The following is a 23,114-nucleotide window of genomic DNA, read 5'->3' as shown; positions in this document are numbered from 1 at the left end:
TATGTCGCCCGGGCGTCGCAAAGGCGCCTCCAGACGCGCTCCGAGCCGTTGATTTGACGTGCCGGAACCTTGTTTATTTGTAACAAACGTCGCCGGATTATGTCTGTAATCGCCGCCAACTTGCAAGCCGTGCGTCAACGGATCACAACGGCCTGCACACTGGCTTCGCGCGATGCTGCGGGTGTCACATTGCTGGCCGTTTCCAAGACGTTCGACGCCGATGCGGTGCGCGCCGCGCATGCCGCCGGGCAACGCCTCTTCGGCGAAAACTACGTGCAGGAAGGCATCGCCAAGATCGACGCGCTGGCCGACCTGCGCACGGGCCCCGACCCGATCCGCTGGCACTTCATCGGCCCCCTGCAGAGCAACAAGACGCGCGCCGTGGCCGAACAATTCGACTGGGTGCACAGCGTCGATCGCCTAAAGATCGCCGAGCGCCTGTCGGCCCAGCGCCCCGACACCTTGCCGCCGCTGCAGGTCTGTCTCGAGATCAACATCAGCCGCCAAGCCAGCAAACATGGCCTGCTGCCCGTTTTCGATGACGTGCTTGCCGTGGCACAAGCCGTCTCGTCCCTGCCCTGCAGCTGCGCGGCCTGATGGCAGTGCCCGAGCCCAGCGATGACCCGGTGGCGCAGCGCAAGCCGTTTGCTGATCTGCGTGCCCTGGCAGGCCGGCTGCGCGAGGCCGGCATCCCGCTCGATACCCTCTCGATGGGCATGTCCGCCGACCTGGAAGACGCGATTGCCGAAGGCGCCACGATTGTGCGCGTGGGCAGCGCCATCTTCGGCGCGCGGCATTACGCCAACGCCTGAATTCCTGTTTTCTCTCACACCACCACTCTCATGCTCGACACTCTGAAACTCGGCTTCATCGGCGGCGGCAACATGGCGGCGGCCCTCATCGGCGGCCTGATCGCCAAGGGCGCGCACGGCGCCAACATCGTGGTGGTAGACCCGACCGAACCCGCCCGCAGCCGCGCCGAGCAGACCTGGGGCGCCCGCACAGCCGCTGCTCCGGGCGCAGAACTGGCCGACCGCGACGTGATCGTCCTGGCGGTCAAGCCGCAGCAGATGCGCGAGGTCTGTGCGCAACTGGCACCGCATCTGGGCGACAGCCTGGTGCTGTCGGTGGCGGCGGGTATCCGGATCCAGGATCTGTCGCGCTGGCTGAATGGCCACGCACGTGTGGTTCGTGCGATGCCGAATACGCCTGCGCTCTCCGGTCTGGGTATGACCGGCCTGGCCGCCAACGCGGGCTTGTCCGACGCCGACCGCGCGACCGCCAGCGCCATCGCCAATGCCGTCGGCAAGAGCATTTGGGTGCCCGCCGAAGCGCAGATTGATGCCGTGACCGCCATCTCGGGCAGCGGCCCTGCCTACGTGTTCTATTTCATCGAGGCGATGCAGCAGGCGGCGCAGGAGCTGGGGCTGTCGGCGGGGGATGGGCGCACGTTGGCGGTCGAGACGTTTATTGGCGCGGCCACGCTGGCGGGCCAATCGACCGAGCCGGTTGAGGTGCTGCGCGAGCGTGTCACGTCCAAGGGGGACGACTTATGCGGCGCTGACTTCAATGGAAGGTGCTGATATCAAGGCTGCTTTTGTGCGGGCGATGCATGCTGCGGCGGCTCGGGGGAAGGAGATGGGGGAGGAGTTTGGGAGGGATTGAAGCCTTGGTGGTCCATCCCTTTTTCGTACCCTGCCGGGCACGACTCACTTTTCTTTGTCTTGCCAAAGAAAAGTAAGCAAAAGAAAGGCGCGCCCGAGATGGCGACTTCCCCTTGAATTTGTGTGACCGTGCGGGGAAGGAGGCAAACTCGCTGCGCTCAGACAAGCCTCCTTCCTTGATCCGCCCGCTCACACAAATTCAAGGCGCCATCTAGGGCAAGAACATCAAAGAAAAGGCCAACCCGTCGCGAGGTTGGCCTTTGTCGTTGAGCTGGCGCCGCGGAGGTTTGGCTGTTGTCCTTTGACTTGCCCTGCCCTATGCGGCGCCTTGAATTTCTGTTGCAAGGAGGAAAAAGGAAGGGAAACTGTCTGAGCGAAGCGAGTTTTCCTTCCCCTCCTTGCGACACAAATTCAAGGAGGGGTTCGCCGCATCGGGCGCGCCTTTCTTTGCTTACTTTCTTTGGCAAGACAAAGAAAGTGAGTCGCCCCCGGCAGTGAAACAAGGGATGCACCACCAAGCCCTTAGCGCAGCAAATACCCCCCAACCACTCCAGCAAACAAACAAGCCCCCAACCAATTGTTATGCCGAAAAACAAAAAAACACTTCATTCGATCCCGCGTCTGCAGCATCGGGTAATACCAAAGCGACAACACCACGGCGGCGGCAAATCCAATCCAGTACGCCACGCCTAGCGCCATCACATGGCCAGCCCAGGCCATGATCCCGAAGAAGCCGACGTAGCACAGCATGATCGCCGCCACGTCGTAGCGTCCGAACGTGATGGCCGACGTTTTGATGCCGATGAGCAAATCGTCATCGCGGTCGACCATCGCATACGCGGTGTCGTAGGCAACGGCCCAGAACACATTGCCGGCCAGCATCAGCCACGCCAGCATCGGCACTTGATCCTGCACCGCGGCGTACGCCATCGGAATCCCAAACCCGAACGCAATGCCGAGGTACGCCTGCGGAATCGCGAAGAACCGCTTGAAGAACGGATACGTGCCGGCAATCACGATGGCGGCAACCGACATCCACTTCGTCAGCGCATTGAGCGGCAGGATCAGTGCGAAGGCGACGAGCGAGAGCACCGCCGCAACCGCCAGCGCCTCCCACGGGGCGATCAGGCCCGCGGTGATCGGCCGCTCCTTGGTGCGTTTGACGTGCTTGTCGAAGTCGCGATCGGCCCAGTCGTTGACCGCGCAGCCGGCCGAGCGCATCAGGAACGTGCCGACCGTGAAAATCACCACCAGCGACAGCGGCGGATGGCCGTCAGCCGCCATCCACAGCGCCCACAGCGTCGGCCACAGCAGCAGCAGCGTGCCGATCGGTTTGTCCATCCGCATCAGGCGCGCATAGAGCACGAGGCGGCTGGGTTGGGCAGCGGACGATTGCATGGAAATCACCAAAGAAAAATGGCGCCTGCACGAGGCAAGGCGCCATTTTAGTCCCGCCGAAAGCAGCTTAGGCGGCGGCCAGATCGAAGCGGTCGAGATTCATCACCTTGACCCACGCGGCCACGAACTCGCTGATGAAGCGCTCCTTGCCGTCGGCACTGCCGAACACCTCGGCCAGCGCACGCAGATCGAGTTCGAACCGAACACCAGATCGACGCGCGTGCCGGTCCACTTGCGCTCGCCCGTCTTGCGGTCATAGCCCTCGTAGATGTCGCCGGCAGGCTTCCACTCGGTGTTCATGTCGAGCAGGTTGACGAAGAAGTCGTTCGTCAGCGCGCCCGGCGTGCTGGTAAAGACGCCGTGCTGGCTGCCATCTGCGTTGATGTTGATGGCGCGCAGGCCACCGATCAGCACGGTCAGCTCCGGCGCCGTCAGCGTCAGCAGTTGAGCCTTGTCCAGGAGCAGCACTTCGGCCGGCACCGCAAACCGCGTCTTCTGGTAATTGCGGAAACCGTCGGCCACGGGCTCGAGCACAGAGAAGGATGCAGCATCGGTCTGCTCGGCCGTCGCATCGACGCGACCTGGCGTGAACGGCACGGTGATCGTCGTGCCGGCTGCCTTGGCGGCCAGCTCGATACCGACGCTGCCTGCCAGCACAATCACATCCGCCAGCGAAGCCTTGCCCGAGGCGCGTTGAATTTCCTCCAGCTTGGCCAGCGTGCCGGCCACCGGCTGGTTGACCGCCCAGTCGTTCTGCGGCGCCAGGCGAATGCGCGCGCCGTTGGCGCCGCCGCGTTTGTCGGACCCGCGGAAGGTCGAGGCAGACGCCCACGCCACGGCAACCAGTTCGGATGCCGACAGGCCGGAGGCGGCAATCTTGCCTTGAGGTCGGCGATATCGGCCTCGGTCGCCTTGTGTGTAGCGGCCGGCAGCGGGTCTTGCCAGATCAGGTCTTCACGCGGCACTTCGGGGCCGAGGTAACGCGACTTCGGGCCGAGGTCACGGTGCGTGAGCTTGAACCACGCACGGGCAAAGGCTTCGGCAAACGCCTGCGGGTTGTCCAGGAAGCGGCGCGAGATCTTTTCGTATGCCGGATCGAAACGCAGCGACAGGTCGGTCGTCAGCATCGTCGGCTTACGCTTGGGCGAGTCGGGCGTCGGGCCCGGAATGATCGCCTCGGCGTCTTTGGCGACCCATTGCAGCGCGCCGGCGGGGCTCTTTTCCTGCACCCATTCGTACTTGAACAGGTTCTCGAAGAAGTAGTTGCTCCATTGCGCGGGCGTCTGCGTCCAGGTGACTTCAAGCCCGCTGGTGATCGCATCCGCGCCCTTGCCGGTGCCAAAGGTACTGGCCCAGCCCAGGCCTTGCGCTTCCAGCGGCGCGGCTTCGACATCGGCGCCAACGTGGCTTGCCGCACCGGCACCGTGGGTCTTGCCGAAGGTGTGACCACCGGCGATCAGCGCGACGGTTTCTTCGTCGTCCATCGCCATGCGGGCGAAGGTCTCGCGGATGTCCTTGGCGGCTTCAAGCGGATCGCCATGGGCGTGTTCCGGGCCTTCCGGGTTCACGTAAATCAAGCCCATCTGCACGGCAGCCAGCGGGTTCGCGAGATTGCGCTCGCCCGAATAGCGCGTTGCTTCCAGCCACTTGGTCTCGTTGCCCCAGTAGACGTCGTTGTCCGGTTCCCACGTGTCTTCACGGCCCGCGGCAAAGCCGAACGTGCGGAAGCCCATGGTTTCAAGCGCAACGTTGCCGGTCAGGATCAGCAGGTCGGCCCACGAGATGGCCTGGCCGTATTTCTGCTTGATGGGCCACAGCAGGCGGCGCGACTTGTCGATGTTGACGTTGTCAGGCCAGGAGTTGAGCGGTGCAAAACGTTGCTGGCCGCGCCCGGCACCGCCACGGCCATCGCCGGTGCGGTATGTGCCGGCGGCGTGCCATGCCATGCGGATGAACTGCGGGCCGTAGTGGCCGAAGTCTGCCGGCCACCAGTCTTGCGAATCCGTCATCAGGCGACGCAGATCGGCCTTGAGCGCGTCGTAGTCGATCGCATTGAACGACTTGCGGTAGTTGAAGCTCGACCCGAGCGGATCGGACTTTTCGGAATGCTGGTTCAGCAGATCAACGCGCAGTTGATTGGGCCACCAGTCCTTGTTGGACGTACCGCCACCGAAGGCGTGGGAAGCAGCGGGAGCATGGCCGGAAAACGGGCATTTAGCTTCAGTCGATTCTCTCGTTTAGGTCATGGGGTTGATGCCGCCCCACCCGCAACGCAACGGGCTCGCGGGAGGGGCGTTGCTCGAAACGCTGTCGCAAACGTGGCGAACGGCCGTCAAGCCAGCCTTAAGCCAGGAGCGAACGCAGCATCCACGCGGTCTTTTCGTGAATGTCCATGCGTTGCGTCAGCAGATCGGCGGTCGGTTCGTCGGCGGCCTTGTCGACGTCGGGGAACAGGCTGCGGGCGGTGCGCGTCACGGCTTCGTGGCCGGCCACCAGTTCGCGCACCATGTCCATCGCCTCGGGAACGCCCTTCGATTCCGGAATCGACGACAGCTTGGCGAACTCCGAATACGAGCCCGGTGCCGGATAGCCCAGGGCGCGGATGCGCTCAGCCACCGGGTCGACGGCATTCCACAGTTCGTTGTACTGCGTCTCGAACATCAGATGCAGCGTGTTGAACATCGGGCCGGTGACGTTCCAGTGGAAGTAATGCGTCTTCAGATAGAGCGAGTAGGTATCGGCCAGCAGGCGCGACAGGCCGTCGGCGATCTTCTTGCGGTCCTTGTCAGCAATACCGATGTTGATCTGGGCTGCGGCAGGCGCGCCGTTGTTCTTCTTTGCCATCTAGATTCCCCTATGAAGTGGTGTGCAAAAACGCGATGCCGTTCGCTGATTCAGCGTCGGGCCACGCGCGGTTCGAGCCTTCTTTCGGTTGCCGTTCGCACAGCAAGTTCCGATCGTCGCATCGTCCTGTGACGAAACGCAGAACGGATGACAACCGAAGATCAGGCCGATCATCAGACCATGAGCTGCACCATACCGTGCAGGAGCACGATCATAGCGCCGGCTGCCACGGTGGTTAGACCGATCTGCTTGCGCACCCACTTTCGTTGCAGGCGGGCGGATTCCGCGACACGCGCAACGCAGCCGCCGGCTGCACTACCTGGCATGCCCGACAGCATCGGGACCTCTGCCTGCGAGGCGCGCACCGTGCCCGCAAATCCCTGCCACTCCGAAACGAACATCCGCACCATTGCCATGTTTTCTTCTTTGCGACCCTGCGCCTTCCTGATGCCCACACCATTCGCGCGAGCAACTTCGTGCATCCGTCAGGTCAGTGCGATTCACCATACGCAGCGAGCCATTCCAGCACGGTCGCAACGGTGTTCGAGGCAAGCGACAAGGACATGACGGGCTCCACGGTGATCGGCAGTGAGCGATGCGCTCACCATGGAACACAGTCTACCTTTACGCTATTGAATCGCATATTTGATTGTTTTTATCTATCAATTAGACGTGCGCTATGGCCGTCATGGGGTGACGGCCCGCTCAGAGCTCGGGGATCAGTGAATCAGCGGCGTGGGCGGCAACAGCTTGATGCCGGGCAGGTCGCATTGCGCGACCGCCTTGGCCACCGCTTCGATCGCGGCGATGCGGGTGAAACTCTTGCGCCAGGCCAGCACAACGCGGCGGTCGGGCACCGGCTCCTGAAATGGCACGTACGTCAGCAGATCATTGGCGGCGGGCTGCATGTTCGGCACCGACGTACGCGGCAGCACGGTAATGCCCGCCGCTGGCCACCATATGTCGGATCGTTTCCAGCGACGAACCCTCGAAGGTTTTCTGGATGCCGTCTGCGTTCTGCGAGAAGCGCGACAGCTCCGGGCACACGCCCAGCACATGGTCGCGGAAGCAATGGCCGTTGCCGAGCAGCAGCATGGTCTGCTGCTTGAGCGCCTCCGGGTCTACCGACGACGCCTTCGCCAGCTCGTGGCCGCGCGGCACCGCCACGACAAAGGGTTCGTCGTACAGCGGCACCGTCATCAGGCCGGCTTCCGGAAACGGCTCGGCCATGATGGCGCAGTCGATCTCGCCCTGCTTGAGGAGCTCCACCAGCCGCACAGTGAAGTTCTCCTGCAGCATCAGCGGCATCTGCGGGACGGTGTCGATCATCTGCTTGACCAGCGCGGGCAGCAAGTACGGGCCGATCGTATAAATCACCCCGAGCCGCAGCGGCCCGGCCAGCGGGTCCATCCCCTGCTTGGCGATCTCGCGGATCGCCATCGTCTGCTCGAGCACGCGCTGCGCCTGCGTGACGATCTGCTCGCCGACGGGCGTGACGCTCACTCGACGCGCCGCGCTCGAAGATCTGCACGGCCAGTTCGTCTTCCAGCTTCTTGATGGCGACCGACAGCGTCGGTTGCGAGACGAAAGCAGGCCTCGGCGGCACGCCCAAAGTGGCGTTCCCGCGCGACGGCGACGATGTATTTGAGTTCGGTGAGCGTCATGGCGATCAATCGGCTTGGGGATATCGATAGATTTTACCAAGGGACGTGCGATGTTGCTTGCGCTTTGAACGGGTGCCCGGCATTGACAACGCTGCCAGTCACCCCATCTTCCGTGGACACGTCTCACCAAGACCCAAAGGAGCCGCCCCAGCATGCGTGACGAACCTAACGGCAGCCGATCCCTGCCCCGCGGCAGGCGCCGCTTTCTGACGACGGCCGTGGCGCTCATCGCAGCGCTGCATCTCTATATCGGATGGCGGCTGCTGCCCGACCTGGGCTGGAATGGCGCCGGCTGGGCTGCGGGCATCATCTTTCTGCTCATATCGACGGTGATGATTCCTACCGGGATGGCGGCGCGCTTCGTGATCCGGCCCATCTCGCTGGCGGACCGCGTCACCTGGTTTGGCGCGTTGCTGATGGGCCTGTTCTCGTCGCTGCTGGTGCTGACGCTGCTGCGCGACATCGCGCTGATCGTGCTTCCACGCCTATCGCCACGATTCGGCCCTGCTTGTCGTCGGCCTCACCGTGCTGGTAACCGTGATCGGCTATATCAACGCGCGTCGCATTCCGCGCGTGGCGCGGGTGACGGTGCCCATCGCAGGCCTGCCGGCGGCGCTGCACGGTTTCACCATCGCGCAGATCACCGACCTGCATGTCGGCCCCACCATCAAGCGCGCCTATGTGGCTGGCGTGGTCGAACGGCTCAATGCATTGCAGCCCGATGTGATTGCCGTGACGGGCGACCTGGTGGACGGCGAAGTGGAGGTGCTGCGTCCACACATCGCGCCGCTTGCCGGCATGTCTGCAAGGCACGGCGTGTTTGCGGTGACCGGCAATCACGAGTACTACTCGGGCGTCGGACCCTGGGTGTCGGAGTTCGAGCGGCTCGGCATGCGGGTCTTGATGAACGAGCATGCGGTGCTGGAACACGACGGCGCGCCGCTGGTGATTGCGGGCGTGACCGATTTCAGCGCAGGCAAGTTCGACGCTGCGCACACGAGCGATCCGGCCCGGGCGCTGGCCGGGTCGCCGCCTGGGGTGACCCCGACCGTCCTGCTCGCGCATCAACCACGCACCGCTCCCGCCGCTGCGGAGGCCGGCTTCGACCTGCAGCTTTCTGGGCACGCATGGCGGCCAGTTCTGGCCGTGGAGCCTCTTTGTCCCGCTGCAGCAGCCTTTTACGGCGGGATTGCACAGGCTGGGACGCCTGTGGATCTACACCAGCCGCGGCACCGGATATTGGGGCCCGCCCAAGCGATTCGGTGCGCCGTCGGAAATCACGCTGCTGCGTCTGGAGCCGGCCGTCGGCTAAACCTGAGAACTGATATCCGACGAAGAAAACGTTCAGTTGACGGAGGTCCCCGCACTGATGGACCAGGCCGATCGTGCGATGTATACCGCCAAGCGCTTACGCAAGCAGGCTCGGCTAGCGGACTAAAAGCCGTGCGCCGCCGGGCTTAGACGCGCAGGTAGTGCTCGCGCTCGCCCAACCAGCGCTTGAGGTGGGTGTCCACGGCTTCAGGAAAGCGCGCGAGCATCTCGTCCGCAGCGCCCTGCGCAAATTCGACGAGCCACGCATCGTGATTCAGATCGGCAAAACGCAGCATCGCTTCGCCTGATTGCCGCGCGCCGAGGAATTCACCGGGCCCGCGGATCTCCAGGTCGCGCCGGGCGATTTCGAAACCATCGGTGGTCTCGCGCATGGTTTGCAGGCGCTGCTTGGCCGTCGGAGACAGCGGCGCCTGATACAGCAGCACACAGACCGATGCAGTGCCGCGTCCCACCCGCCCGCGTAGCTGGTGCAGCTGCGCAAGGCCAAAGCGCTCGGCGTGCTCGATCACCATCAACGAGGCATTGGGCACGTCTACACCCACTTCGATGACGGTGGTGGCCACCAGCACGTGCAGGTCGCCGCCGGCGAAGGCGCTCATCACGGCGGCCTTCTCGGCGGATGGCAGGCGTCCGTGCACAAGGCCCACCTTCAGGCCTTCCAGACTTTGCGAGAGCGTCTCGAAGGTTTCAACGGCGGTCTGCAATTGCAGCGCTTCGCTTTCCTCTATCAGCGGGCAAACCCAGTAGACCTGTCGCCCCTCGCGTGCGGCGGCGTAGATGCGTTCGATCACTTCGTCGCGGCGCGCATCGTTCACAAGGCGCGTGACAATGGGCGTGCGGCCGGGTGGCAACTCGTCGATGGCGGAGACGTCGAGGTCCGCGTAGTACGTCATTGCGAGCGTGCGCGGGATCGGCGTGGCGGACATCATCAGCTGGTGCGGCACCTGGGCGTTGGCGGCAGGTGCATCGCCGTTGCTTGCCTTGCCGCGCAAAGCCAGGCGCTGCGCGACGCCAAAGCGATGCTGCTCATCCACCACCGCCAGGCCTAGCCGCGCGAACGTGACCGCATCCTGGATCAGCGCGTGCGTACCGATCACGAGTTGCGCCGTGCCGACCGCCACGCGTGCGGCCGCCTCGTCCTTCTGCTTGCGCTTGAGGCTGCCGGCCAGCCAGACGATGTCGACGCCCAGCGGTTCGAGCCACGCAGAAAGCTTGCGATAGTGCTGCTCGGCCAGAAGTTCGGTCGGCGCCATCAGCGCAGCCTGCCAGCCGGCATCGATGGCCTGGCAGGCGGCCAGCGCGGCGATGACGGTCTTGCCGCTGCCAACGTCGCCCTGCAGCAACCGCTGCATCGGGTACAGGTGCGCGAGGTCGGCGCGAATCTCTTCCCACACGCGGGCCTGGGCGCCGGTCAGCTTGAACGGCAGCGCTTTCATGAAGCGGGCGAGCAGCCCATCCTTGCCGCTGTCGCGCAGGACGGGCGCGTTGCGCATGCGGCGCGCGGCCTGCGCACGCTTGAGCGAGAGCTGCTGGGAGAGCAGCTCATCAAACTTGATGCGCAGCCACGCCGGGTGCGTGCGCTCGACGAGGCTGTGCTCATCGACATCGGGCGTCGGCTGATGCAGCAGGCGCACGGCATCGGCCGGCGTCATCAGCTTGAGCGGCGCGAGCGGGCCGGTGATGAGGCTGTTCGGCAGCGTTTCCGGCAGCGGCGTGCGCGTGAGCGCGTTCAGGATCGCCTTGCGCAGATAAGCCTGTGCGACGCCCGCCGTGCTCGGATAGACCGGCGTCAGGCGATCGGGCAGCGGTTCATCGTCCGCCACGGCGCGCACGGTCGGGTGCACCATCTCGGCGCCAAAGAAGCCGCCGCGCACTTCGCCGCGCACGCGCAGGCGCACGCCTTCGGCCATCTGCTTGACCTGGCTGCCGTAGAAATTGAGAAAGCGCAGAACCAGTTCACCCGAGTCATCGGCGATATGCACGACCAGCTGCCGGCGCGGCCGGAACGCCACTTCATTGCGCGTGACCGTGCCCTCGACCTGCGCAGCCCACCCGGTGTTGGCGCGGGCTGTGGCCTCGGCAATGGTCAGCAGCGTGGTTTCATCCTCGTAGCGCATCGGCAGATGCAGCACGAGATCGACGTCGCGGTGCAGGCCAAGCTTGGCGAGTTTGTCTGCGGGGCGGGCCGCCTTGGCCGCTGCCTTGGCAGGCTGGTCCGTCGCGGTTGCGCGTTTTGGCTTCGGCGCCGGCACAGTATCAGCGTCGGGCATAGGAGCAGCATCAGTGGCGGAACGGGCGCGAGGCGGCACAGGGCGTACATGGCGAACTTTGCGGTTTCGCCCGATTGTACCGGCGCCCGCGACCATCACTTGGCGCAATCCACGTCTGCGCCACTTTTCATGCTGACGCTGTCCGATTTCGATTTCGATCTGCCGCCTGAGCTGATCGCGCAAACCGCCCTGCCCGACCGCACCGCGAGCCGCCTGCTGGCCGTACGTCGTGCGGAAGATGGCGTGCATTTTGAAGACCGCCAATTTGCCGACCTGGTCGACTACCTGCGCCCCGGCGACCTGCTGGTCTTCAACGACACGCGCGTCATCAAGGCACGCTTTTTTGGCCACAAAGCCAGCGGCGGCAAGGTGGAGGTGCTCGTCGAGCGCCTGCTGGACGAACACACGGTGCTGGCACAGATCCGGTCCAGCAAGTCGCCCGTCGAGGGCACCACGCTGCGCCTGGCCGACGCCTTTGACGTGACGGTCGGACCGCGTGCCGAGCCGTTCTTCACGCTGCGCTTCCCGCAGCCGGCGCTGGATCTGATCGAGCAATACGGCCGCCTGCCGCTGCCGCCCTACATCGAGCACGACCCGGACAGCTTTGACGAGACGCGCTACCAGACTGTCTATGCGCGCAACCCGGGCGCCGTCGCGGCACCTACGGCGGGCCTGCACTTCGACGATGCGCTGTTCGCCAAGCTTGATGCCATGGGCATTCGGCGCGGTTTTCTCACGCTGCACGTCGGTGCGGGCACGTTCCAGCCGGTGCGCGTGAAAAACATCGCCGAACACCGCATGCACAGCGAGTGGTACGAAATTACGGCTGAACTGGCCGAAGCCATCCGCGCCACGCGCGCGGCCGGCGGCCGCATCATCGCGGTCGGCACCACATCGATGCGGGCGCTGGAGTCGGCCGCGCAGCCGGACGGCACGCTCAACGCCTGCAGCGGCGAGACCGACATCTTCATCACCCCCGGCTACCGTTTCCGCGCCGTCGACCTGCTGGTGACGAACTTCCACCTGCCCAAGTCGACCTTGCTGATGCTGGTATCGGCGTTTGCCGGCATGAGCGCCATCCGTGAGGCGTATCAGCACGCCATCGCCCAGCGCTACCGCTTCTTCAGTTACGGCGACGCCATGCTGCTCACCCGCGCTGAACCCGACTCCATTTCCGCCTGACCATGCTCAAGTACGAACTGCTCACCACCGATGGCCTCGCCCGACGCGGCCGCATGACCCTGAACCACGGCGTGGTCGAAACGCCCATCTTCATGCCGGTGGGCACCTATGGCGCGGTCAAGGCGATGTCGCCGGCGGAGCTGAAGGACATCGGCGCGCAGATCATCCTTGGCAACACGTTCCACCTGTGGCTGCGCCCGGGTCTGGAAGTGATGGACGCACAAAGGCCTGCATGGTTTCAACGGCTGGGATAAGCCCATCCGACCGGCGGTTTTCAGGTGTTTTCGCTGGGCGATCTGCGCAAGATCACCGAAGAAGGCGTGACGTTTGCATCGCCCATCAATGGCGACAAGCTGTTCCTCTCGCCCGAAATCTCGATGCAGATCCAGCGCCGGCTGAATTCCGACATCGTCATGCAGTTCGACGAATGCACGCCGTACAAGATCGGCGATCGCCCGGCCACCGAGGCGGAAGCCGCGGCCTCGATGCGCATGAGCCTGCGCTGGGCGCAACGCTCCCGCAACGAGTTCGAGCGTGAGAACAACCCGAACGCGCTGTTCGCCATCGTCCAGGGCGGCATGTTCGAGAACCTGCGCGATGAATCGCTGGCCGGCTTGCAAGCCATTGACGCCGATGCGGGCGGCGAGGGTTTCGGCGGCTATGCCATCGGCGGCCTGTCGGTCGGCGAGCCGAAGGAAGACATGATGCGCGTGCTGCAGCACGTGGCGCCGCGCCTGCCGGCCAACAAGCCGCATTACCTGATGGGCGTCGGTACGCCGGAAGATCTGGTGGCGGGCGTCGCGGCTGGCGTCGACATGTTCGACTGCGTGATGCCGACCCGCAACGCGCGCAACGGCTGGCTCTTCACCCGCTTTGGCGACATCAAGATCAAGAACGCGGTACACCGCAACGATCCGCGCCCGCTGGACGAGACCTGCGGCTGCTACACCTGTAGCAATTTCTCGCGCGCCTACCTGCACCACCTGCAGCGCGTCGGCGAGATCCTGGGTGCCCGCCTGAACACCATCCACAATCTCTATTACTACCTGGAATTGATGGCCGAAATGCGCGCCGCCATTGAATCCCATGGCTTTGCCGCGTTCCAGGCACGCTTTGCCGCCGACCGCGCGCGCGGGGCCCTGTAAGCCGCCTTCGCAGGGCGCCGGGCGCGCCCATTTGCCGCAGCATCGCAATGGTAGAATGTCCGGTCCGATTTTTGACCGATTGACGAACCATTACGGAGTTCTGACGTGTTCCTGATTTCCGACGCTTACGCGCAAACTGCACCGGCAGCTGGTGGTGCCGCGGGTGGCCTGATGAGCTTCCTGCCGATCATCCTGATGTTCGTGGTGCTGTGGTTCATCATGATCCGCCCGCAAATGAAGCGCCAGAAAGAAACCAAGGCGATGCTCGAAGCCCTGGCCAAGGGCGACGAAGTGGTCACCGCCGGCATCCTCGGTAAGGTCAGCAAGGTGGCCGAGCAGTACGTCACCGTGGAAATCGCTGCCAACACCGAAATCACTGTCCAGAAGAGCGCCGTGACCACCGTGCTGCCCAAGGGCACGCTCAAGGCGCTGTAATCGGCCCCTCCCGGCGCCGCCCCGCACGATTGCGCCGGCGCCGGCACCCCAGGCAGCGCCTATTCTAAGAATCCGCGCCCGCGCCCCTAGGCGTCGCCTCTCTGCATTCCAAGATGAATCGCTATCCGCTCTGGAAATACATTGTGATCCTGGTGGCGCTTGCCATTGGGTTCCTCTATACGCTGCCGAACTTCTTCGGCGAGGCCCCTGCCGTGCAGGTGTCTTCTGGCAAGGCCACCGTCAAGGTCGACCTGAACGTGCAAAAGCAGGTCGAGAGCCTGCTGGCCGCGGCCAGCATTCAGCCCGACGGCGTGTTCTTCGACAACAACGGCACCTCCGCCAGTGTGCGCGTTCGCTTTGCCGACACCGACACGCAGCTCAAGGCCAAGGACGTGCTGGCCCGCGGCCTGAACACCGATCAGGCCGACCCGACCTACATCGTGGCGCTGAACCTGCTTCCCGGTTCGCCGCGCTGGTTGAGCGGCGCACCGTTCTTTGCCAAGCCGATGTTCCTGGGCCTGGATTTGCGCGGTGGCGTGCACTTCCTGCTGCAGGTCGACATGAACGGCGCCGTGACGAAAAAGCTCGACTCGCTGGCTGGCGACATCCGTACGCAGCTGCGTGACAAGGGCATCCGCCACAGCGGCATCGACCGCAACAACAACACAATCACGATCAAGTTCGCCAACCCGGACGACGCCGATCGCGCCCGCGGGCTGCTGGCCGACTCCACGCGCGAACTGGCCTACACCGTCGACAAGAGCGCCGACGGCGCCACGCTCATCGGCACCTTCACCGCCGCCGCGATGAAGGAAGTGCAGGACAACGCGGTCAAGCAGAACATCGTCACGCTGCACAACCGCGTGAACGAACTCGGCGTGGCTGAGCCAGTGATCCAGCAGCAGGGCCCGGACCGCATCGTCGTGCAATTGCCGGGCGTGCAGGATACGGCCAAGGCCAAGGACATCATCGGCCGCACGGCAACGCTGGAAGCGCGCCTTGCCGATCCCAACGCGCCGCTCGTGCCGCGCGCCGGCGACCCGGTACCGCTGGGCGACGAGCTGTTCACGCAAGGCCGCAGCGCGCCCGTTCTGCTGCAGAAGCAGGTGATCTTCACGGGTGACCGCATCACGAGCGCCTCGGCAGGCTTCGACCAGAACCACAATTCGTCGGTCGACATCACGCTCGACGGCCAGGGTGGCCGCATGCTGCGCGATGTCTCGCGTGACAACATCGGCAAGCGCATGGGCATCGTGCTCTTTGAAAAGGGCAAGGGCGAAGTGCTGACGGTGGCGACCATCCAGTCCGAACTCGGCTCGCGCTTCCAGATCACCGGCATGGGCTCGACCGAGGCAGCTTCCGACCTGGCGCTGCTGCTGCGTGCAGGCTCGCTGGCCGCGCCGATGGAAATCATCGAAGAACGCACCATCGGCCCGTCGCTGGGCGCCGACAACATCAGGAAGGGCTTCGATTCGGCGCTGTACGGCTTCCTTGCCATCTCGGTGTTCATGGTGCTGTACTACATGCTGTTCGGTGCGTTCTCGGTGGCAGCGCTGGGCGTGAACGTGTTCCTGCTGATCGCGCTGCTCTCTATGCTGCAGGCCACGCTCACGCTGCCCGGCATTGCGGCTATCGCACTGGCGCTCGGTATGGCCATTGACGCGAACGTGCTGATCAACGAGCGCGTGCGTGAAGAGCTGCGCAACGGCGCCTCGGCGCAGATGGCCATCTCCGCCGGCTTTGACCGCGCCTGGGCGACCATCCTCGATTCGAACGTGACGACGCTCATCGCTGGTCTGGCGCTGATTGCCTTCGGCTCGGGCCCCGTGCGCGGCTTTGCAATCGTGCACTGCCTGGGGATTGGCACGTCCATGTTCTCGGCGGTGTTCTTCAACCGCGGTCTCGTGAACCTCTGGTACGGCCGCAAGAAGAAGCTGCAGAGCGTCGCCATCGGCCATGTGGAAGCCGGGCAATACGAACACGGAATCGCCCGCCAAGTAATCACGCCTCCCACAACGAATCTCGCATAGAACCGGCGCTGCCCCGACACGAAGGGGCGGTCGCCACAAAGGGCAGACCATGGAGTTTTTCCGCATCCGCCGCGACATTCCGTTCATGAAGCACGCGTTGATCCTCAACGCGCTGTCGTTCCTGACGTTTATCGCTGCTGTCTTCTTCCTGTTCCACAAGGGGCTGCACCTGTCGGTGGAGTTCACCGGCGGTACGGTGATGGAAGTCGCTTACACCCAGGCCGCCGATCTGCCGAAGATCCGCGGCGACGTTGAGAAGCTCGGCTATGCCGACGCCCAGGTGCAGAACTTCGGCACCTCGCGCGACGTGATGATCCGCCTGCCGCTCAAGAACGGTCCGGACGGCAAACCCATCGCCTCGGCAGTCCAGAGCCAACAGGTGATGACGGCGCTGACCGCCGTGAACCCCGACGCCAAGCTCCAGCGCGTTGAGTTCGTCGGCCCGCAGGTCGGCAAGGAACTGGCCACGGATGGCCTGCTGGCGCTGCTGTTCGTGGTGATCGGCATCGTGATCTACCTGTCGATCCGCTTCGAATGGAAGTTTGCCGTGGCCGGCGTGATCGCCAACCTGCACGACGTCGTGATCATCCTGGGCTTCTTCGCCTTCTTCCAGTGGGAGTTCTCGCTGTCGGTGCTGGCAGGGGTGCTCGCGGTGCTGGGCTATTCGGTCAACGAATCCGTGGTGATTTTCGACCGGATCCGCGAAGCGTTCCGCAAGTACCGCAAGATGAACACGCACGAGGTGATTGATCACGCGATTACCAGCACCATCTCGCGCACGATCATCACCCACGGCTCGACCGAAATGATGGTGGTGTCGATGCTGGTGTTCGGCGGTCCGACGCTGCACTACTTCGCCCTGGCGCTGACGATCGGTATTCTGTTCGGCATCTACTCGTCGGTGTTCGTGGCCGCTGCGCTGTGCATGTGGCTGGGCGTCAAACGCGAAGATCTGGTCAAGGCCGATAAAAAGGCCGGTGGCCCGAAGGAAGACGACCCGAACTTCGGCGCGCAGGTCTGAAGATCCTGCTCCGCGCTGCCCGGACGACTCCGTTCTTCGGGCAACAAAAAAGCCCCGCAATTGCGGGGCTTTTCTTTGGCAGAGGCGTGCCGCCTGGCTTACTGCTGTGCGACGTTGGCGTCTTGCTTGACACCTTCCACCTGAATCTTCAGCTTGGTTTCCATGTTGAAACCGTAGGCCTTGCCGTAGTCGACACCGAAGTCATCGCGCTTGAACTTCATCTCGGCGTCCGCGCCACAGACTTCACGCTTGAGCATCGGGTGCTGCATGCACTTGAACGCGTCGATTTCCAGCTTGGCCGGCTTGGTTACGCCGTGCAGCGTCAACTGGCCCTCGGCCTCGGTCGGCACGTCGCCCTTGAACTTCGTGAAGTTGCCCTTGAACGTGGCGGTCGGGTACTTGGCCACGTCGAAAATTTCGGCGCTCTTGGCGTGCTCGTTCATCTTGGCGTGACCGAAGTCGATGCTGTCGGTCTGCACGGTCACATCGATGCTGCCGGTCTTGGCAGCGCGATCCAGCGTCACGGTGCCGCTGGACTTTTCAAACTTGCCGCGCCACTTCGACAGGCCACCCATGTGGTCGGCTTCGAAGCTCGGGTAAGTGTGGTTCGGATCGAGCTGGTACGTGACCGGTGCAGCGAAAGCGGCAGTGGCAGCAACGGCCGACAGTGCGGCAACGAGGGTACGCAATTTCATGAGAACTCCTGCGGATAAAAGCGGCACACGAGGGCCGAAAAACGTTGGGGTGAGACTTCCGATTACTTCTTGGCGATGACGACGCGGAACTTGATCGTCACGTCGTCCGAGACGACCGACGTATCCTTCCACTCACCGTCACCCACCTTGAATGCGTTGCGCTTGACCGGGAATGCGCCTTCAAAGACCTGATTGGCACCTTCCTGCTTGAACGTGACGGGTGCAGTCACATCCTGCGTGATGCCCTTGATGGTCAGCTTGCCGACCACGTCCACCTTGCCGCCCGCGCCGGGCTTGAACGCCGACGAGACGAACGTTGCCCTCGGATACCTGGCCGTGTCGAACCAGTCCTTCTTCTTCAGTTCGTCGTTGTATTCCTTGCTGCCAACGTCGACGCTGGTGACATCGATGTCCACCTTGGCAGTCGATGCAGCCACGTTGGCCGGGTTGTAATTGACGACGGCGTCGAACTTGCCGAACTTGATGTCCATCGGCACGCCGAGCTGCTTGCCGGTGGCGGTGACGCTGCTCTTGGCGGCGTCCACCTGGGCGATGGCCGATACCGATACGGCAGCGATCGACAGCGCGCCAGCGGCAACCAGGGCAATGGCGCGGGGGCGCACAAAACGTTTCATCATCAGACTCCTTCGGTGAGGCCGGTCGTGCCGGCAGTCTTGGTCAGGATGGACAGGCAGAAGCACCGGCACACACCGTGCACCGGCGCATTTGGAAATCAGCGGAGGAAAGGCACCATGCGGCGCAGCGTGCCGTCACGATCGACGACGTGGTGCTTGAGCGCTGCCAGGATGTGCACCACGACGATGGCCGCCATGGTCCAGTTGAGCCATTCGTGCGCCATGCTGAAGACGTCTTTCAGCGCGTCGCTCTTGTCGAACGGCATCGGCAGTTCCCATAGGCCAAGGTACACAACCTTGACGCCGGCCGCGACGCTGAGCAGATAGCCGGTCAGCGGCACCGCCAAACTCAACAGATACAAGCCGACGTGCGCGGCTTCGGCGGCGGCGTGTTGCCACTTCGGCATACCGGGCACGGGCGTCGGCGCCGGATGCGTCAGGCGCCACAGCACGCGCAGCACCGCAAAAATCAGCACCGTGATGCCGATCCATTTGTGATACGAGAACAGCTTCAGCTTGGTCGGCGTAAAGCCTGGGATATCGGTCATGTACAGACCAAGCCCGAAGGCCGCGAAGATCAGCAGCGCGACGATCCAGTGCAGCGCAATCGCGGGCTTGGCATAGGCGCCGTGGTCAGCGGCGCCGCGCATGGCGAGATTCGAGTGGGCGGCTTGTGACATCGGTTCCCTCGGTATGTTGTAGCGCTCGGTAGGCGGCGCCTGTGGGTAAGACCACGACGCCAAACGATTGTGCATTATTTGCGCGATCCGACCGGCCAAGGCAAGCTGAAGTTCACCAAGCGATTCAAATTTTTTGATTGACTAGGCATGTTCATATCAGCGGCGCGTAGAACGGTTCTACAGCGCACACCAGCAAAACGGCCCGCCCTCGGATTCGAGAACGGGCCGTTCTTCAGACGGCACCACCAAATTTTTGCAACAATCAGGCGATACGGCGCGCCAGTTCTTCAGCCTTGCCGATGTAGCTGCCGGGCGTCATGTCGAGCAGCAGCTTGCGGGCATCCTCCGGAATGGCAAGCGTGCCGATGAACTCACGCAGCGCCTCGCGCGAAATGCCCTTGCCGCGCGTCAGTTCCTTGAGCTGCTCGTACGGATTGGCAATGCCATAGCGGCGCATCACGGTCTGGACCGGCTCGGCCAGCACTTCCCAGCAGTTGTCCAAGTCTTCGGCCAGGCGGGCCGGGTTGGTTTCGAGCTTGCCCAGGCCGCGCAAGCAGGCGTCGTACGCCAGCAGGCTGTAGCCGAACGCCACGCCGATGTTGCGCAGCACGGTCGAATCCGTCAGGTCACGCTGCCAGCGCGACACGGGCAGCTTTTCCGACAGATGGCGCAGCACCGCGTTGGCCAGACCGACGTTGCCTTCCGAATTTTCAAAGTCGATCGGGTTGACCTTGTGCGGCATGGTCGACGAGCCGATCTCGCCGGCCTTGGTCTTCTGCTTGAAGTAGCCCTGCGAAATGTAGCCCCAGACATCGCGGTCCAGATCCAGGATGATCGTGTTGGCGCGCGCCACGGCGTCGAACAGCTCGGCCATGTAGTCGTGCGGCTCAATCTGGATGGTGTACGGATTGAACGTCAGGCCCAGGCGCGTCTCGATCACGTTCTTCGAGAAGGCCTCCCAGTCCAGCGACGGATACGCTGACAGGTGCGCGTTGTAGTTGCCCACCGCACCGTTCATCTTGCCCAGCAGCTCAACGGCTTCGATGCGGCGGATGGCGCGATCCAGGCGGGCGGCCACGTTGGCCATTTCCTTGCCCAGCGTCGTCGGGCTGGCCGGCTGGCCGTGCGTGCGCGAAAGCATCGGGACGTCGGCGTTGGCATGGGCCAGCTCCACCAGGCGCGCCTGAACGCGGCGCAGCGTCGGCACGATGACCGTGTCGCGCGCGCCCTTGAGCATCATCCCGTGCGAGGTGTTGTTGATGTCTTCCGACGTGCAGGCGAAGTGAATGAATTCGCTGGCGGCTTCCAGCTCGGCGTTGCCCTTCACGCGCTCCTTCATCCAGTATTCGACGGCCTTCACGTCGTGGTTGGTGACGGCTTCGATCTCTTTGATGCGGGCGGCGTCTGCCTCGGCAAAGTTCTCGACCAGCGTCAGTAGTGCGCCTTCGGCGGCGGCCGAGAAACGCGGGATCTCCGCCAGCCCGGCCTGCGACAGGGCGATCAGCCAATGCACCTCCACCTTCACGCGATTGCGCATGAAAGCGGCTTCCGACAGCCACTCGCGCAGCGGATCGGCCTTGGCAGCGTAGCGGCCATCGATGGGAGACAGAGCGGTCAGGGCAGAAAGCGACGACATGGCAGGCGGGAAAAAATGTGAAGGGAATCTCAATCCGGACAACCCGGACGCGGCGTTGCGCGTTGAACCAAGGTGCATACGCGCACCCAGGCGAGCCCGCGATTTTACCACCCGGCACCTGTCTTTCACGGCCAATCCGGCCTAAAGCAAGCCTCCGTTTGGTTGAGTTCGGTTCAGGCGCCGCGCAGCGCACTCGGGAAAGTGCGCAGCTATACTTCCGCCTCCAACATGACATGCCTATGAAACTGATCGGATCGCACGCCAGCCCGTACACCCGCAAGGTGCGCGTGGTTCTGGCTGAAAAGAAAATCGACTACCAGTTCGTGCTGGAAGACGTGTGGAGCGCAGACACGCAGATCCACCAGTTCAATCCGCTGGGCAAGGTGCCCTGCCTGGTGATGGACGACGGCGGCGCCCTGTTCGACTCGCGCGTGATTGCCGAATACGCCGATACGCTGTCGCCGGTGGCGCGCCTCATTCCGCCATCGAGCCGGGAGCGCGTGGAAGTGCGCTGCTGGGAGGCGCTGGCTGACGGCCTGCTCGACGCCGCGCTCATGCTGCGCATTGAACACACGCAGCGCACACCGGAGCAGCGCAGCGAAACGTGGCTCGCGCGCCAGACCCACAAGATCGACCAAGCGCTGCAAGCCATGTCGCAAGGCCTGGCCGACAAGACCTGGTGCAACGGCAACCACCTCACGCTGGCGGACATTGCCGTCGGCTGCGCGCTTGCCTATCTGGATTTCCGCCAGCCGCAGATCGACTGGCGCGAACGTCACGCGAACCTCGCCACGTTCTACGCGCGCATGGAAAAGCGGCCGAGCTTCATGGAAACCCAGCCCCAGTAATCCATGGCAATGGTCGAGCGTTACACGGCCACCGGGTCAAACCGTTCGGCCTGGGCCATCGGCCAGTAGCGCTCATACAGTTGGTAACGGTACCGCCCGGCCAGCAGATCGCCGGGCTCCAGGTACTTGAGCAGCGTCGAGAGCAACTGCACCTCGTTACCTGACACGCGCCGCACGATGTGGTGCGCGCGGAAATCCGCCGGATGCTGCAGGCCCGCGGCCTGCGTCAGCTCCAGCAGCGCATGCAGCGTGTGCGCGTGATATTGATGCACTCGCTCGGCCTTGTCCGGCACCACCAGCGCCTTCTGACGAGACGGGTCCTGTGTCGCTACGCCGGTCGGGCAGCGGTCGGTGTGGCACTTCTGCGCCTGGATGCAGCCCAGCGCAAACATGAAGCCACGCGCAGCGTTGCACCAGTCGGCACCCATGGCCAGCGTGCGAGCGACGTCGAACGCCGTGACGATCTTGCCCGACGCGCCAATCTTGATCTTGTCGCGCAGGTTGGTCCCGACCAGCGTGTTATGCACCAGCAGCAGCCCTTCCTGCAGCGGCGTGCCGACGTGGTCGGTAAATTCCAGCGGCGCGGCGCCGGTGCCGCCTTCCGCGCCGTCAACGACGATAAAGTCCGGGAGGATGCCGGACTCGAGCATCGCCTTGACGATGCCAAAGAACTCCCACGGATGCCCGATGCAGAGCTTGAAGCCGGTCGGCTTGCCGCCCGACAGCGTACGCAGGCGATCCACAAACTGCAGCAAACCCAGCGGCGAGTTGAATTCCGAATGCGAGGCCGGCGAGATGCAATCCTTGCCGATCTGAATGCCGCGTGTGGCGGCAATCTCGGGCGTCACCTTGGCCGCAGGCAAGACGCCACCGTGGCCCGGCTTGGCCCCTTGCGACAGCTTCACCTCGATCATCTTCACCTGCGGGCTGCGTGCCTGCTCGGCAAAGCGATCCGGATCAAAGCGGCCATTGGCGTCGCGGCAGCCGAAGTAGCCCGAGGCGACTTCCCAGATCAGGTCGCCGCCCTCTTCGCGGTGGTACGGTGAGATCGAGCCCTCGCCGGTGTCATGGATGAAGTTGCCGAGCTTCGCACCGCGGTTGAGTGCGCGAATGGCATTGCCGGACAGCGCCCCGAAGCTCATCGCCGAGATGTTGAACACCGACATCGAATACGGCTTGGCGCGGCCCTCGCCGACCATCACGCGGAAGTCCGAGGAGGTAATGCGCGACGGTGCCAGCGAGTGACCGATCCATTCGTGCCCGGCCACCTTCACATCGACTTCGGTGCCGAACGGACGGCTGTCGACTTCACCTTTAGCGCGCTGATAAACGATGCTGCGCTGGGCGCGCGAGAAGGGCTTTTCGTCGGTGTCGTCTTCAACGAAATACTGGCGGATTTCCGGGCGAATGAACTCGAACAGGAAGCGGAAATGGCCCCAGAGCGGGTAGTTGCGCAACACCGAATGGCGCGTCTGCGTGATGTCGTGCACGCCGAGGATCACGAACATGCCCGGAATGACCGCGCACACCCAATGCAGGCGCCCCGCTACCGCAAACCCGGCGGTGACGGCAAACAACAGCACAACGCCCGCAAAGGCCCAGTAACGACGTGGCAGCATGACCAACCCTGTTTGA

13 protein-coding genes and 7 pseudogenes are annotated in these 23,114 nt (G+C 63.8%); 9 read left to right on the top strand and 11 right to left on the bottom strand.

Features of this window, described 5'->3' with window-relative positions; genetic code table 11:
* Positions 1-99 precede the first annotated feature (99 nt).
* Together OWR21_RS03755 and proC are read left to right on the top strand one after the other, a co-directional pair.
* A pseudogene (locus OWR21_RS03755) lies at positions 100-812 on the top strand (YggS family pyridoxal phosphate-dependent enzyme).
* 30 nt (positions 813-842) lie between these two features.
* Positions 843-1,665 (top strand): annotated as a pseudogene (gene proC, locus OWR21_RS03750) (pyrroline-5-carboxylate reductase).
* Positions 1,666-2,186: 521 nt separating this feature from the next.
* Here proC and ubiA read toward each other — a convergent pair.
* From ubiA to OWR21_RS03725, 5 genes and pseudogenes are all read right to left on the bottom strand, one after another.
* Positions 2,187-3,062, bottom strand: a complete 876-nt coding sequence (gene ubiA / locus OWR21_RS03745) for a 4-hydroxybenzoate octaprenyltransferase (RefSeq protein WP_332394635.1) — start codon at positions 3,060-3,062, stop codon at positions 2,187-2,189.
* Positions 3,063-3,129: 67 nt separating this feature from the next.
* A pseudogene (gene katG, locus OWR21_RS03740) lies at positions 3,130-5,194 on the bottom strand (catalase/peroxidase HPI).
* Between the two features lie 211 nt (positions 5,195-5,405).
* Entirely contained in the window at positions 5,406-5,906 is a 501-nt protein-coding gene (locus tag OWR21_RS03735; protein ID WP_147216072.1) for a Dps family protein, read from the bottom strand.
* A 173-nt stretch (positions 5,907-6,079) separates the two neighbouring features.
* Entirely contained in the window at positions 6,080-6,322 is a 243-nt protein-coding gene (locus tag OWR21_RS03730; protein WP_332394637.1) for a hypothetical protein, read from the bottom strand.
* 303 nt (positions 6,323-6,625) lie between these two features.
* Positions 6,626-7,570 (bottom strand): annotated as a pseudogene (locus tag OWR21_RS03725) (LysR substrate-binding domain-containing protein).
* 152 nt (positions 7,571-7,722) lie between these two features.
* Here OWR21_RS03725 and OWR21_RS03720 point away from each other — a divergent pair.
* A pseudogene (locus OWR21_RS03720) lies at positions 7,723-8,882 on the top strand (metallophosphoesterase).
* Positions 8,883-9,027: 145 nt separating this feature from the next.
* Here the strand turns inward: OWR21_RS03720 and recG are convergent.
* The gene (gene recG / locus OWR21_RS03715) at positions 9,028-11,211 is read right to left on the bottom strand and encodes an ATP-dependent DNA helicase RecG (protein WP_332394634.1); all 2,184 of its coding nucleotides are present in this window, start codon (positions 11,209-11,211) and stop codon (positions 9,028-9,030) included.
* 90 nt (positions 11,212-11,301) lie between these two features.
* Between recG and queA the strand changes: the two genes are divergently transcribed.
* The 5 genes and pseudogenes from queA (at position 11,302) to secF (ending at position 16,985) form a co-directional block, all read left to right on the top strand.
* Positions 11,302-12,354: a tRNA preQ1(34) S-adenosylmethionine ribosyltransferase-isomerase QueA gene (gene queA / locus OWR21_RS03710; protein WP_332394633.1), complete on the top strand. Its 1,053-nt coding sequence runs from the start codon at positions 11,302-11,304 to the stop codon at positions 12,352-12,354.
* Positions 12,355-12,356: 2 nt separating this feature from the next.
* Positions 12,357-13,499, top strand: a pseudogene (tgt, locus tag OWR21_RS03705) (tRNA guanosine(34) transglycosylase Tgt).
* 105 nt (positions 13,500-13,604) lie between these two features.
* Positions 13,605-13,934 carry a preprotein translocase subunit YajC gene (yajC, locus tag OWR21_RS03700; RefSeq protein ID WP_332394632.1) on the top strand — a complete coding sequence of 110 codons (330 nt, stop codon included), beginning with the start codon at positions 13,605-13,607 and terminating at the stop codon, positions 13,932-13,934.
* Between the two features lie 113 nt (positions 13,935-14,047).
* Positions 14,048-15,935 (top strand): annotated as a pseudogene (gene secD, locus OWR21_RS03695) (protein translocase subunit SecD).
* A 78-nt stretch (positions 15,936-16,013) separates the two neighbouring features.
* Positions 16,014-16,985: a protein translocase subunit SecF gene (gene secF / locus OWR21_RS03690; RefSeq protein WP_147216132.1), complete on the top strand. Its 972-nt coding sequence runs from the start codon at positions 16,014-16,016 to the stop codon at positions 16,983-16,985.
* A gap of 98 nt (positions 16,986-17,083) precedes the next feature.
* Here the strand turns inward: secF and OWR21_RS03685 are convergent, their stop codons facing one another.
* The 4 genes from OWR21_RS03685 to purB form a co-directional block, all read right to left on the bottom strand.
* Positions 17,084-17,680 carry a YceI family protein gene (locus OWR21_RS03685; protein WP_316872820.1) on the bottom strand — a complete coding sequence of 199 codons (597 nt, stop codon included), beginning with the start codon at positions 17,678-17,680 and terminating at the stop codon, positions 17,084-17,086.
* Positions 17,681-17,742: 62 nt separating this feature from the next.
* The gene (locus OWR21_RS03680) at positions 17,743-18,315 is read right to left on the bottom strand and encodes a YceI family protein (protein ID WP_316890127.1); all 573 of its coding nucleotides are present in this window, start codon (positions 18,313-18,315) and stop codon (positions 17,743-17,745) included.
* A 98-nt stretch (positions 18,316-18,413) separates the two neighbouring features.
* Positions 18,414-18,995: a cytochrome b gene (locus OWR21_RS03675; RefSeq protein WP_332394631.1), complete on the bottom strand. Its 582-nt coding sequence runs from the start codon at positions 18,993-18,995 to the stop codon at positions 18,414-18,416.
* A 262-nt stretch (positions 18,996-19,257) separates the two neighbouring features.
* On the bottom strand, positions 19,258-20,631 hold the full coding sequence (gene purB / locus OWR21_RS03670; RefSeq protein ID WP_316890035.1) for an adenylosuccinate lyase: 1,374 nt from the start codon (positions 20,629-20,631) through the stop codon (positions 19,258-19,260).
* 239 nt (positions 20,632-20,870) lie between these two features.
* On the opposite strand from purB, the gene OWR21_RS03665 reads away from it, so the two are divergent.
* Positions 20,871-21,479: a glutathione S-transferase gene (locus tag OWR21_RS03665; protein ID WP_316872817.1), complete on the top strand. Its 609-nt coding sequence runs from the start codon at positions 20,871-20,873 to the stop codon at positions 21,477-21,479.
* A gap of 20 nt (positions 21,480-21,499) precedes the next feature.
* On the opposite strand, the gene OWR21_RS03660 is transcribed toward OWR21_RS03665, so the two are convergent.
* Positions 21,500-23,098: an FMN-binding glutamate synthase family protein gene (locus OWR21_RS03660; RefSeq protein ID WP_332394630.1), complete on the bottom strand. Its 1,599-nt coding sequence runs from the start codon at positions 23,096-23,098 to the stop codon at positions 21,500-21,502.
* Between the last annotated feature and the right edge of the window lie 16 nt (positions 23,099-23,114).

It is taken from the genome of Ralstonia sp. 1B3, assembly GCF_036631435.1.
Note: the sequence above shows the minus strand (reverse complement) of the source record. Positions and strands in the feature narration are given on the sequence as shown.

Bases quoted from the DNA above. Each gene is read 5' to 3' on its own strand.
- ubiA (WP_332394635.1), bottom strand. From the start codon at position 3,062: ATGCAATCGTCCGCTGCCCAACCCAGCCGCCTCGTGCTCTATGCGCGC.
- OWR21_RS03735 (WP_147216072.1), bottom strand. From the start codon at position 5,906: ATGGCAAAGAAGAACAACGGCGCGCCTGCCGCAGCCCAGATCAACATC.
- OWR21_RS03730 (WP_332394637.1), bottom strand. From the start codon at position 6,322: ATGGCAATGGTGCGGATGTTCGTTTCGGAGTGGCAGGGATTTGCGGGC.
- queA (WP_332394633.1), top strand. From the start codon at position 11,302: ATGCTGACGCTGTCCGATTTCGATTTCGATCTGCCGCCTGAGCTGATC.
- secF (WP_147216132.1), top strand. From the start codon at position 16,014: ATGGAGTTTTTCCGCATCCGCCGCGACATTCCGTTCATGAAGCACGCG.
- OWR21_RS03685 (WP_316872820.1), bottom strand. From the start codon at position 17,680: ATGAAATTGCGTACCCTCGTTGCCGCACTGTCGGCCGTTGCTGCCACT.
- OWR21_RS03680 (WP_316890127.1), bottom strand. From the start codon at position 18,315: ATGAAACGTTTTGTGCGCCCCCGCGCCATTGCCCTGGTTGCCGCTGGC.
- OWR21_RS03675 (WP_332394631.1), bottom strand. From the start codon at position 18,995: ATGTCACAAGCCGCCCACTCGAATCTCGCCATGCGCGGCGCCGCTGAC.
- purB (WP_316890035.1), bottom strand. From the start codon at position 20,631: ATGTCGTCGCTTTCTGCCCTGACCGCTCTGTCTCCCATCGATGGCCGC.
- OWR21_RS03665 (WP_316872817.1), top strand. From the start codon at position 20,871: ATGAAACTGATCGGATCGCACGCCAGCCCGTACACCCGCAAGGTGCGC.
- OWR21_RS03660 (WP_332394630.1), bottom strand. From the start codon at position 23,098: ATGCTGCCACGTCGTTACTGGGCCTTTGCGGGCGTTGTGCTGTTGTTT.